Source organism: Rhodanobacter sp. B2A1Ga4 (assembly GCF_018101315.1).
Taxonomy (GTDB): Bacteria; Pseudomonadota; Gammaproteobacteria; order Xanthomonadales; family Rhodanobacteraceae; genus Rhodanobacter; species Rhodanobacter thiooxydans_A.
The window spans coordinates 426,433-438,426 of sequence record NZ_JADBJR010000002.1; the positions used below are offsets into that span (position 1 = coordinate 426,433).

The following is an 11,994-nucleotide window of genomic DNA, read 5'->3' on the forward strand; positions in this document are numbered from 1 at the left end:
TGCCCCTGCGCTCAACGGTCCAATGGGCTCAACACGCCGTGGCCGCCGCGGTTGAGCACATGCGTATAGATCTGGGTGGTGGCGACGTCCTTGTGGCCGAGCAATTCCTGGATCGTGCGGATGTCCTGACCCGCCTCCAGCAGGTGGGTGGCGAACGAGTGGCGCAGGGTGTGGCACGTCGCCGGCTTGACGAGGCCGGCCTTGAGCCGCGCATTGCGCACCGCGCGCTGCAGGCCGGCCTCGTCCACATGATGGCGCCGTCGCTCGCCGTCGCGCGGATCACGCGACAGTTGCTCCGACGGAAACACGTACTGCCAGCCGGGCTCGCGCGGCGCCGACGGATACTTGCGTGCCAGCGCATGCGGTAGCCACACCGCGCCCAGGCCCGCCGCCAGATCCTGCTGGTGGATCAAACGCACCCGCTCCAGCTGCGCCTGCAGCGCCTCGCGCAGGCGTCGCGGCAACGGCACATGCCGGTCCTTGCCGCCCTTGCCATCGCGCACGCAGATCTGGTTCAGCTCGAAATCCACGTCCTTCACGCGCAGGCGCACGCACTCCATCAGCCGCATACCCGAGCCGTACAACAGCGAGGCCATCAAACCGAAGCGCCCATCCATCATCGCCAGCAACCGGCTCACCTCATCGCGCGAGAGCACCACCGGCACCCGCTGCGGCCGCTTCGCCCGTACCACCGTCTCCATCCACGGCAACTCGACCGACAACACCTCTTTGTACAGAAACAGCAGTGCCGACAGCGCCTGGTTCTGCGTACCCGCCGCCACCTGACCCTCGACCGCCAACGTGCTCAGAAAGCCCTCAACCTCCGCCACCCCCATGTCGCGCGGATGCCGCTTGCCGGTGGCCAGGATGTCTATGCCAATCCGGACTCAGGCTGCCCGCCGGACGAATACGACAACTATCTCGCTCCTTGTCTGCGGCTATTGGAGCAGGACGCTTCAACAGAAGACCTAGCAAAATATCTTTCGTACATCGTTGGCGAGTACATGGGCCTCGGCACCACAGAACTTGTCTTGTCGCAATCGATCGCGTTCGCTGGCAAGCTCCAACAATGGTATGCGTCAGCCTGGCTAGGCAAACACGTCTAGGCGGGCTAACAATTCGTTCAAGGCGGACGGCTTCGCCGCCGCTTAACTCCAGCGTTAGTCGGCGGAGCGTTTCATTTGCTTCACAGGGTTGTTGGCGGCCGCGTCACGTTCACGGCCTTCCTCACCACCAAAGCCGCTTCGGCTGCTCCCAATGCAATCGTGTTGTGTTCCCTCTTCGGGTAGCCTGCGCTCATGGCATCATGGCTTCGTTCACCATCGCGGCAACGTCTGCTTCCGCCGTCTAACACGGCGGTCAAGCGGACGGCGTACCGCCGCCGCTTACCTCTGCGTTAGTCGGTAGCTCGTGCAGGTTCTTCGTGTGGTGTGTTTCGCCCAGCTTCGCGCTGGCTTGTCGTCCGTCGCCGCAGCAGCTTTCCGCGCGGCATCGTCGCAAGCCTGGGGCATCCAAAGCTGGTAGTTTGGGGTAGTCGGTTAACCAATCGTTCAAGGCGGACAGCTACGCCGCCGCTTAACTCCAGCGTTAGAGCCTATGAACATCTTCGCCCTATTACTCGGAGCGTCCATCGGATTGTTGAGCTGGTCGTTCCTCACACGTTTCTCCTACGCTGTTCATGACGCCACAAACAAGACCACTCTTGCCGCCAAGCTGGGCGACCCAAGTCGTGGCTCACTCGCCAAAATGTTGTGGTGGGTTACAGGGGCATCCGTCGTCTGGCTCGCGGTTTTCACAGGAGCATGCTTGCACTTTGCGCACTCGGATTCGTCCCAACAGTTTCTGGCGTGGTTCTTTGGGGGCATCGCAACCACACCTGTGTTTATCGCATTCACTACTACCAGATGGTTGCGTCGCTTCAAACAGCACAATGCCAAGCGCGCGCAGCTCTAACATCTCCTTGGGAGACTTCCCGTCAACCCCGTGCGCATGATGCTTTTGCCCTGAACTTTCGGGCGACTGCTGGTGATCGTGTTGTCCTTGGTGTTGCGTGCTGCTTTGTCAGTTGGATGCGGCGTCGAACGTTGCCAGACTGCATTTCCCTGGATGGTCTTGTCGGGTCGATGTTGCCGACCCGGACCAGGGTAGGGCGCGGCATCGCATGCTGGGCGTGCGTAGCCGAGTTTCCCCCCCGGCGTGTTCGATGCCGCCGGCGAGGTCATCGGCGGGACGGGGGTGAATCGCGTCAATCGCGCCCACGGCCTGGGCAGTCCCGGCGACTGGGTCCGCGGTACCACCCGTCATCGCGGCGTGGCCGCGGTCGCGGCCCGGCGCGATGGCCGCCACACAAGCGCGGCCTGACTTATGCATCGACTTAACCTGCCGACGTGCAGGCTGGAAAGTAGACCCGATGTCCGGCATGTTGGCGAAGCCCCGCCATGCCGCATCGCCTGCCGCCCGCACACGTCGGGCAGCAACACCCGCCAACCCCATGGAGAACACCCCCGCCATGCCGCCTCCCCGCTCGGATGCTCTGGTCTTTTTCGGCGCCACTGGCGACCTGGCCTACAAGAAGATCTTTCCGGCACTGCAGGCGATGATGCTGCGCGACGGGCTGGACCTGCCGATCATCGGCGTGGCGCACTCGGGCTGGAACGTGGAACAACTGCGCCAGCGCGCGCACGACAGCCTGGCGCACGCGGCGCAGGAGCAGGGCGGCACCATCGACGAGGCGGCGTTCGCGAAGCTGGCGGCGCGCCTGCAGTATGTCGACGGCGACTACAACGACGCGGCCACGTTCCGCCAGCTGAAGCAGGCGCTGGGCGCGGCGCAGCGGCCGCTGCACTACCTGGCGATTCCGCCCGGGCTGTTCGGGGTGGTGGCAAAAAGCCTCAAGCAGGCCGGCTGCGCGGACGATGCGCGGATCGTGGTGGAGAAGCCGTTCGGCCGTGACCTGGCCTCGGCGCAGGCACTCAACCGCACGCTGCACGCGGTGTTCCCGGAGTCGGCGATCTTCCGCATCGACCACTACCTGGGCAAGGAGCCGGTGCAGAACCTGTTGTACTTCCGTTTCGCCAACACCGTGCTGGAACCAGTGTGGAACAACCGCTACGTGGACCGCGTGCAGATCACCATGGCCGAGCAGTTCGGCGTGGACGGCCGCGGCGCGTTCTACGAGGGCGTCGGCGCGATCCGCGACGTGCTGCAGAACCACCTGCTGCAGGTGACCTCGCTGCTGGCGATGGACGCGCCGATCGGCAGTGAGCCGGAAGCACTGCGCACCGAGAAGCTGCGGCTGTTCCGCGCGATGCGCCCGCTCGATCCGGCCGAGGTGGTGCGCGGCCAGTTCAAGGGCTACCGCGAGGTCGACGGCGTGGCCGCCGATTCCAACGTGGAGACCTTCGTGGCGCTGCGCCTGTACATCGACACCTGGCGCTGGGCCGGCGTGCCGTTCCACATCCGCGCCGGCAAGAAGTTGCCCGTCACCACCACCGAGGTGATGGTGGACATGAAGGCGCCGCCGCTGTCGGTATTCGACGCAATCGGCGCGGCGCAGTCGAACTATTTCCGCTTCCGGCTCAGCCCGGAGGTGATCATCGCCGCGGGCATGCGGGTGAAGCAGCCCGGCGAGGAGATGCGCGGGGAGCCGGTGGAGCTGGTCATGCGGCACGACCTGGCGCCGGAGAAGTCGCCGTACGAGCGCCTGCTCGGCGACGCGATCCGCGGCGACAACGCGCTGTTCACCAGCGACGAATGCGTGGAGGCGGCGTGGGCGGTGGTGGACCGCGTGCTGGCCCACGAGGGCGCGGTGGACGTCTACGAGCCGGGCAGCTGGGGCCCGGCCGGAGCCGACCGCATCGCAGGCGACGAAGGCTGGCACGAGCCGCGGGCGGAAGAGGGCAAGCCATGCTGAGCCACCCTGCCGCCGAAGCCGCTGCGGTGGTGTTCCTGCTCGACGTGGACAATACCCTGCTCGACAACGACCGCTTCGGCGCCGACCTCGGCGCCACCCTGGAGGCGGCCTTCGGCGCCGGCGAACGCGCACGCTACTGGGCGATCTACGAGGAGCTGCGCGAGCAGTGCGGCTTCGCTGACTACCTCGGCACGCTGCAGCGCTTTCGCGCCGGCCTGGACAACGACCCGTCGCTGCTGCAGATGTCCGGCTACCTGCTGGACTATCCGTTCGCCGACCGCCTGTACCCGCATGCGCTGGAGACCGTGGCGCACCTGCGCACGCTGGGACCCACCGCGATCCTGTCCGACGGCGACGTGGTATTCCAGCCGCACAAGATCCGCCGTGCCGGGCTGTGGGCTGCGCTGGGCGGCGAGGTGCTGATCTACATCCACAAGCAGCAGATGCTGGTGGCGATGCAGCAACGCTACCCCGCCGTGCATTACGTGATGGTGGACGACAAGCCGCAGATCCTGGCCGCGATGAAACAGCACCTGGGCCGCAAGCTCACCACCGTGTTCGTGCGCCAGGGCCACTACGCGGCTGCCAGTGCCGGCGAAGCCATCGCGCCGGCGCCGGACCTCACCATCGCGTGCATCGGCGATCTGCGCCGGCGTAAGCTTGAAGACTTCCTGCCGGGCGCACCCGCGATCCCGCTGCCGGCGGAATAACATTCGAATCGGAAACACGGAGACAAGCATGAAAGCGACCCGCCAACTGCACGACCTCGGCCAGAGCCTGTGGCTGGACAACATCACCCGCAGCCTGCTCGACGACGGCACGCTGGCGCGCTACGTCGCCGAGGACTCGATCACCGGACTGACCTCGAACCCGAGCATCTTCGACGCGGCGATCGGCAACGGCGACGCCTACGACGCCGGCATCCACGCCAAGGCGCTGGCCAGACTGAGCGGCGAGGCGCTGTTCACCGAGCTGGCGCTGGAAGACCTGCGCCGCGCGGCCGACCTGTTCCGCCCGGTGTTCGACGCCACCGGCCAGGTCGACGGCTGGGTCTCGATGGAGGTCTCGCCGCTGCTGGCAGCCGACACTGCCGGCTCGATCGCCGCGGCGCGCCACATCCACCATCAGGGCCAGCGCGACAACCTGTTCGTGAAGATTCCCGGCACCCCCGAAGGCGTGCCGGCGATCGAGGAGGCGATCTTCCTCGGCATCCCGATCAACGTGACCCTGCTGTTTTCCTGCGCGCAGTACCAGGCGGTGGCCGAGGCCTACCTGCGCGGCATCGAGCGGCGCCTGGCTGCCGGGCTGGACCCGCACGTGGGTTCGGTCGCCTCGCTGTTCATCAGCCGCTGGGACGTGGCCGCCAACAAGCAGTTGCCGGACGCGTTGCACAACAAGCTGGGCATCGCGGTGGGCCAGCAGACCTACCGTGCCTACCGCGAACTGCTGGCCTCGAAGCGCTGGCAGAAACTCGCCGCCGCCGGCGCGCGGCCGCAGCGCCTGCTATGGGCCAGCACCGGCACCAAGGACCCGTCCGCGCCGGACACGCTGTACGTCAGCGCGCTGGCCGCGCCGGACACCATCAACACGATGCCGGAGAAGACCCTGCACGCATTCGCCGACCACGGCCAGCTGCACGGCGTGCTGTCCGACGACGGCGACGATGCGGACGCGGTGCTGGCGCAGATCGCCAGGGCCGGCGTGGATATCGACGCGCTGGCGCAGAAGCTGCAGCGCGACGGCGCCGCGGCGTTCGTGGTCTCGTGGCAGCAGCTGCTGCAGCGGATCGCCGACAAGGCCAATGCGCTGGACAAGGAATCCGAGCTGCCATGAGCGCACCGCGACTGACCCGCCTGCCCCAGTGGCAGGCGTTGCAACGGCATGCCGACACGATCGGCCACAAGCATCTGCGCGAATGGTTCGCCGCCGACCCGCAGCGCGGCGAGCGCCTCGTGCTGGAGGACGTCGGCCTGTACCTGGACTACTCCAAGCAGCGCGTGGACGCGGACGCGCTGCGCCTGCTCCACGAACTGGCCGAGGCCTGCGGCCTGCCGCAGCGGATCGCGGCGATGTTCCGCGGCGAGCGCATCAACACCACCGAGCACCGCGCCGTGCTGCACGTGGCGCTGCGCGCGCCGGCGGACGAGCAGATCCTGGTCGACGGCCACGACGTAGTGGCGGACGTGCACGTGGTGCTCGATCGCATGGCCGCGTTTGCCGAGCGCGTGCGCAGCGGCGCGTGGCTGGGCCACGGCGGCAGGCGCATCCGCAACGTGGTCAGCATCGGCATCGGCGGCTCGGACCTCGGCCCGGTGATGGCGTACGAGGCGCTGCGCGCTTACAGCCGGCGCGACATGACGTTCCGCTTCGTCTCCAACGTGGACGGCACCGACTTCACCGAGGCGGTGCACGGCCTGGACGCGGCCGAGACGCTGTTCATCGTCTGTTCGAAGACCTTCACCACGCTGGAGACCCTGGCCAACGCCCACGCCGCGCGTGCATGGAGCGTGGCCGCGCTGGGCGACGAGGCCGCGGTGGCGAAGCATTTCGTGGCGGTCTCCACCAACGCCGCCGAGGTGGCGAAGTTCGGCATCGACACCGCCAACATGTTCGGCTTCTGGGACTGGGTGGGCGGGCGCTATTCGATGGATTCGGCGATCGGCCTGTCCACCATGCTGGCGGTCGGCCCGGAGCATTTCCGCGACATGCTGGCCGGCTTCCATGCGATGGACGAGCATTTCCGGCATGCGCCGTTCGAGCGCAACCTGCCGGTGCTGATGGGCCTGCTGGCGGTGTGGAACAACAACTTCCTCGACGCCGCCAGCGTCGCGGTGCTGCCCTACGAGCAATACCTGAAGCGCTTCCCGGCCTACCTGCAGCAGCTGACCATGGAGAGCAACGGCAAGCGCGTCACCCGCGACGGCGCCGCGGTGGACTACGCCACCGGGCCGATCTACTGGGGCGAGCCGGGCACCAACGGCCAGCACTCGTTCTACCAGCTGCTGCACCAGGGCACGCGCATCGTGCCGTGCGACTTCATCGGCTTCGGCCAGAGCCTGAACCCCTTGCCCGTACAAGGCGGCGGCGACCAGCACGACCTGCTGCTGGCGAACCTGATCGCCCAGGGCGAGGCGCTGGCGTTCGGCAAGACCGCGGAGGAAGTGCGTGCCGCCGGCACCGATGCGGCGCTGGCCCCGCACCGCACGTTCCCCGGCAACCGCCCCAGCAGCACGATCCTCGCGCAACGGCTGACGCCGCGCGTGCTCGGCAGCTTGATCGCGCTGTACGAGCACAGCGTGTTCGTGCAGGGCGTGATCTGGGACATCGACTCGTTCGACCAGTGGGGTGTGGAATTGGGCAAGCAGCTGGCCAAGACCACCATCGCCGAACTGACCGCGACCGGTGAACCGCCGCTCGCCCACGACAGCTCCACCAACAACCTGATTCGCCGCTATCGCGCATTGCGCGACAGCCAGACAACGGAAGGTCCATGAGCCAGAAGATCAGCCCCCTCGCCGGCAAGCCGGCACCCCAGTCGATCCTGGTCGACATCCCGCAACTGCTGGCCGCGTACGCGGACCTGAAACCCGACCCGTCGATGCCGGCGCAGCGGGTGGCGTTCGGCACCTCCGGCCATCGCGGCAATTCGTTCGAGCGCAGCTTCAACGAGGCGCACATCCTGGCGATCAGCCAGGCGATCTGCGAGTACCGCCAGGGCAAGGGCATCGACGGCCCGCTGTTCATCGGCGCCGATACCCACGCGCTGTCGCAGCCTGCGTTCGAGAACGCGCTGGAGGTGCTGGCCGCGAACGGCGTGCAGGCGATGATCTCCAGCGGCGGCGAGTACACGCCGACGCCGGCGGTGTCGCACGCGATCCTGGTGTACAACCGCGGTCGCACGTCGGGCCTCGCCGACGGCATCGTGATCACGCCCTCGCACAACCCGCCCGACAACGGCGGCTTCAAGTACAACCCCACCAACGGCGGCCCGGCCGACAGCGACATCACCAAGTGGGTGGAGAACCGTGCCAACGCGCTGCTCGAAGGCGGCCTGAAGGACGTGCGCCGGATGCCGTACGCGCAGGCGCGCAAGGCGGCCAGCACGCACGAGCACGACTATCTCAATACCTACATCGCCGACCTGGCGAACATCGTCGACTTCGACGTGATCCGCGGCGCCGGCGTGCACATGGGCGTCGATCCGCTGGGTGGCGCCGGCGTGCACTACTGGGCGCCGATCGCCGAGCGCTACCAGCTCGACCTCACCGTGGTCAGCGCGGTGGTCGACCCGCAGTTCGCCTTCATGAGCGTGGACTGGGACGGCAAGATCCGCATGGACCCGTCGTCGAAGTACGCGATGCAGCGGCTGATCGGGCTGAAGGACCGCTACGACGTGGCGTTCGCCTGCGACACCGACCACGACCGCCACGGCATCGTCACCCGCAGCAGCGGGCTGATGGAGCCGAACCACTACCTGTCGGTGCTGGTCGACTACCTGTTCCGCCATCGGCCGCAGTGGGGCGCGCACGCCGCGGTGGGCAAGACCGTGGTCAGCACCGCGCTGATCGATCGCGTGGCCAAACGATTGGGACGACAGCTGTACGAGACGCCGGTCGGCTTCAAGTGGTTCGCACCCGGCCTGTTCGACGGCTCGCTCGGCTTCGGCTGCGAGGAAAGCGCCGGCGCCTCGCTGCTGCGCCACGACGGCTCAGCGTGGGCCACCGACAAGGACGGCCTGGTGCCGGCGCTGCTGTCGGCCGAGATCACCGCGCGCGAGGGCAAGGACCCGGGCGAGCTGTATGCGCAGCTGACCCGCGAACTCGGCAAGCCGTTCGCCAGCCGCGTCGACGCCGCCGCCACGCCGGCGCAGAAGGCGAAGCTGGCGAAGCTGTCGCCCGACCAGTTGAAGAGCGACCGGCTGGCTGGCGAGAAAATCGAGCAGGTGCTGGACAAGGCGCCCGGCAACGACGCCGCGATCGGCGGGATCAAGGCGGTCGCCGCCAGCGGCTGGTTCGCCGCGCGGCCGTCCGGCACCGAGGCGATCTACAAGATCTACGCCGAAAGCTTCAAGGACGAGCAACACCTGCAGAGCCTGCTCGACGAGGCACAGAAAATCGTCGACGCCGCCATCGCGTAGGACAGGCACCGCCCGCCGACCCGATGGCGGGGAGTGCCCGCCCTACGGTCGCATCGCATCCATTCCATCGGAGAATCATCATGTCCCATGACCTCGACCAGCAATGCATCAATACGCTTCGCTTCCTGTCGGTGGACATGGTGCAGCACGCCAACAGCGGCCATCCCGGCTTGCCGCTGGGCGCCGCGCCGATGGCGTACGCGTTGTGGACGCATCAGCTGAAGCACAACCCCGCCAACCCGCGCTGGCCCGACCGTGACCGCTTCGTGCTGTCCGCCGGGCACGGCTCGGCGCTGCTATACAGCCTGCTGTTCACCACCGGCTACGACCTCACGCTGGACGACTTGAAACAGTTCCGCCAGTGGAGCAGCAAGACGCCGGGGCACCCCGAATACGGCCACACGCCGGGCGTGGAGATCACCACCGGCCCGCTCGGCCAGGGCCTGGCCAACGCGGTGGGCATGGCGATCGGCGAGGCACACCTGGCCGCGCGCTACAACCGCGACGGCCACACGGTGATCGACCATCGCACCTGGGCCATCGTCAGCGACGGCGACCTGATGGAAGGCGTGGCCAGCGAGGCAGCCTCGCTGGCCGGCCACCTGAAACTCGGCAAGCTGGTCTGCCTGTACGACGACAACTACGTCACCCTCGCCGCCGGCACCGACATCACCTTCTCCGAGGATCGCGCCAAGCGCTTCGAGGCGTATGGCTGGCAGGTCATCCACGTGGCCGACGGCAACGACGTGGCGGCGATCGATGCCGCACTGGACGCCGCCCGCGCCGATACGGCACGGCCCTCGCTGATCCTGGTGCGCACGCACATCGGTTTCGGCTCGCCCGAGCAGGACAGCTTCAAGGCACACGGCTCGCCGCTGGGCGTCGAGGACGTCAGGAAGACGAAGCAGAAGCTGGGCTGGCCGGTCGAACCGGACTTCCTGCTGCCGGCGCCGGCGCTCAAGCACCTGCGCGAGGCGCTGGACCGCGGCGTGGAGGCCGAACGCGCCTGGAACAGCCGTATGGATGTCTATACCAGGGCGTTCCCCGAACTGGCCGCCGAGTTGCAAGGCCGCCTGGACGGCGAACTGCCGCCAGGCTGGGACGCGGGCATCCCGCTGTTCCCCGCCGACGCCAAGGGTCTCGCCACCCGCGTCGCCAGCGGCCAGGTGATGAACGCGATCGCGCCCAAGCTACCCCCGCTGTTCGGCGGATCGGCGGATCTGGACTCCTCCACGCATACCAACCTGAAGGGACTTGGCGACTTCAACCCGGCTGCCACGCCGGGACAGGACACGCAGGGTTCGGACAGCGCCGGCTGGAGCCACGCCGGCCGCAACCTGCACTTCGGCGTGCGCGAGCATGCGATGGGCGCGATCACCAACGGGCTGGCTGTGCATGGCGGCTTCGTGCCGTACGGCTCCACCTTCCTGATCTTCTCCGACTACATGCGGCCGGCGATCCGCCTCGCCGCGCTGATGAGCGTGCACGTGGTGCACGTGTTCACCCACGACAGCGTGGCGCTGGGCGAGGACGGTCCCACCCATCAGCCGATCGAACAGCTGGCCAGCCTGCGCGCGACCCCCAACCTCACCGTGATCCGCCCCGCCGACGCGAACGAGACCGCGGTGGCATGGAAAGTGGCGCTGGAAACGAAGAAACAGCCCGTGCTGCTGGCGCTGACCCGGCAGAACGTGCCCACACTGGACCGCAGCCACTACGCCAGCGCCGACGGGCTGCGCCGGGGCGCGTATGTACTCAGCGACGCGCCGGGCGGCAAGCCGTCACTGATCCTGCTCGCCAGCGGTTCCGAGGTGGGCCTGATCGTTGCCGCCTCGGAAAAGCTGCAGGCCGACGGCATCGCCGTGCGCTGCGTGTCGATGCCGAGCTGGGAACTGTTCGACGCGCAGCCGCAGGCCTATCGCGACAGCGTGCTGCCGCCCGACGTGCCGGCGCGGCTGGCGGTGGAACTGGGCACTTCGCAGGGCTGGCACCGTTACGTCGGCCCGCACGGCGACGTGCTCGGCATCGACCACTTCGGCGCCTCCGCCCCGGCGGAGAAGCTGCTGCAGGAGTTCGGCTTCACCGTCGACAACGTGGTGCATCGGGCGAAGGCGCTGCTGAGCAAATAGGCCGGCGGATCGCGACGATTCGCCGGCCTCGTCATTTGCAGCCGATCAGTTGCGCGACTGCAGCTTCGACAGCAGCCGCAGCAGTTCCAGGTACAGCCAGACCAGGGTGACCACCAGCGCGAACGCGCCGTACCACTCCATATACTTCGGCGCGCCTTGCTGGGCACCGGTTTCGATCAGGTCGAAGTCGAGGATCAGGTTCAGCGCGGCGATCACCACCACCACCGCGCTGAACGCGATGCCGATGCCGCTGCTGCCGTTGATGAAACCGATCGAGTGGCCGAAGAAGCCCATCGCGAAGTTGGCCAGGTACAGCAGCATGATGCCGCCGGTGGCGGCGACGATGCCCAGCTTGAACTTCTCGGTGGCGCGGATCAGTCCGCTGCGATAGGCCAGCAGCAGCGCGGCCATGGTGCCGAAAGTCAGCCCCACCGCCTGCATCACGATGCCGGGGTAGCGCATCTCGAAGATCGCCGACAGCGCGCCGATGAACAACCCTTCCGCCACTGCGTAAAGCGGCGCGGTGAACGGCGCCCAGGTCTTCTTGAACACGGTGACCAGGCCCAGCACCAGACCGCCGATGCAGCCGCCCAGCACCAGCGGCATCACCGCCGGCAGGCTGTCCGGACCGGCGAACCGGCTCCAGCTGACCATCGCGCCGACCAGTACCAGGAGCAGCAGCAGGCCGGTCTTGTTGACCGTGCCGTTGATCGTCATCACCTCGTCGTCGCGCGTGACGACGGCGCCACTGGCCGCGTCGAGGAAGGTGTTCTTGTTGAGCGCCGGATTGCCGCTTTGCATGACCGTCTCCCGTG

9 protein-coding genes and 1 pseudogene are annotated in these 11,994 nt (G+C 67.5%); 8 read left to right on the forward strand and 2 right to left on the reverse strand.

What is annotated here, in order from left to right:
- Positions 1-11 precede the first annotated feature (11 nt).
- A pseudogene (locus IMW82_RS10545) lies at positions 12-869 on the reverse strand (integron integrase); the annotation flags it as partial.
- Here IMW82_RS10545 and IMW82_RS10550 point away from each other — a divergent pair.
- From IMW82_RS10550 to tkt, 8 genes are all read left to right on the forward strand, one after another.
- Positions 846-1,106: a hypothetical protein gene (locus IMW82_RS10550; RefSeq protein WP_211004404.1), complete on the forward strand. Its 261-nt coding sequence runs from the start codon at positions 846-848 to the stop codon at positions 1,104-1,106. The pseudogene IMW82_RS10545 and the gene IMW82_RS10550 sit on opposite strands and share 24 nt — an antisense overlap.
- A gap of 490 nt (positions 1,107-1,596) precedes the next feature.
- A complete protein-coding gene (locus IMW82_RS10555; protein ID WP_211004405.1) occupies positions 1,597-1,953 on the forward strand; it encodes a hypothetical protein in 357 nt (118 codons plus the stop codon).
- A gap of 556 nt (positions 1,954-2,509) precedes the next feature.
- Complete coding sequence (gene zwf, locus IMW82_RS10560) at positions 2,510-3,913, forward strand: glucose-6-phosphate dehydrogenase (RefSeq protein WP_211004406.1); 1,404 nt, start codon at positions 2,510-2,512, stop codon at positions 3,911-3,913.
- A complete protein-coding gene (locus IMW82_RS10565; RefSeq protein ID WP_211004407.1) occupies positions 3,907-4,623 on the forward strand; it encodes an HAD family hydrolase in 717 nt (238 codons plus the stop codon). The genes zwf and IMW82_RS10565 overlap by 7 nt, the downstream gene beginning before the upstream one ends.
- Before the next feature lie 28 nt (positions 4,624-4,651).
- On the forward strand, positions 4,652-5,746 hold the full coding sequence (gene tal / locus IMW82_RS10570; protein ID WP_211004408.1) for a transaldolase: 1,095 nt from the start codon (positions 4,652-4,654) through the stop codon (positions 5,744-5,746).
- Positions 5,743-7,407, forward strand: coding sequence for a glucose-6-phosphate isomerase (pgi, locus tag IMW82_RS10575; RefSeq protein ID WP_211004409.1), 1,665 nt, complete (start codon positions 5,743-5,745; stop codon positions 7,405-7,407). Before tal ends, pgi begins: the two co-directional genes overlap by 4 nt.
- Positions 7,404-9,050 (forward strand): phosphoglucomutase (alpha-D-glucose-1,6-bisphosphate-dependent), encoded by a 1,647-nt coding sequence (gene pgm, locus IMW82_RS10580; RefSeq protein WP_211004410.1) that lies wholly within the window; start codon positions 7,404-7,406, stop codon positions 9,048-9,050. Before pgi ends, pgm begins: the two co-directional genes overlap by 4 nt.
- Positions 9,051-9,130: 80 nt before the next feature.
- Positions 9,131-11,179 carry a transketolase gene (gene tkt / locus IMW82_RS10585; RefSeq protein ID WP_108470262.1) on the forward strand — a complete coding sequence of 683 codons (2,049 nt, stop codon included), beginning with the start codon at positions 9,131-9,133 and terminating at the stop codon, positions 11,177-11,179.
- Between the two features lie 45 nt (positions 11,180-11,224).
- On the opposite strand, the gene IMW82_RS10590 is transcribed toward tkt, so the two are convergent.
- On the reverse strand, positions 11,225-11,980 hold the full coding sequence (locus IMW82_RS10590) for a Bax inhibitor-1/YccA family protein (protein WP_108470261.1): 756 nt from the start codon (positions 11,978-11,980) through the stop codon (positions 11,225-11,227).
- Positions 11,981-11,994: the final 14 nt, after the last annotated feature.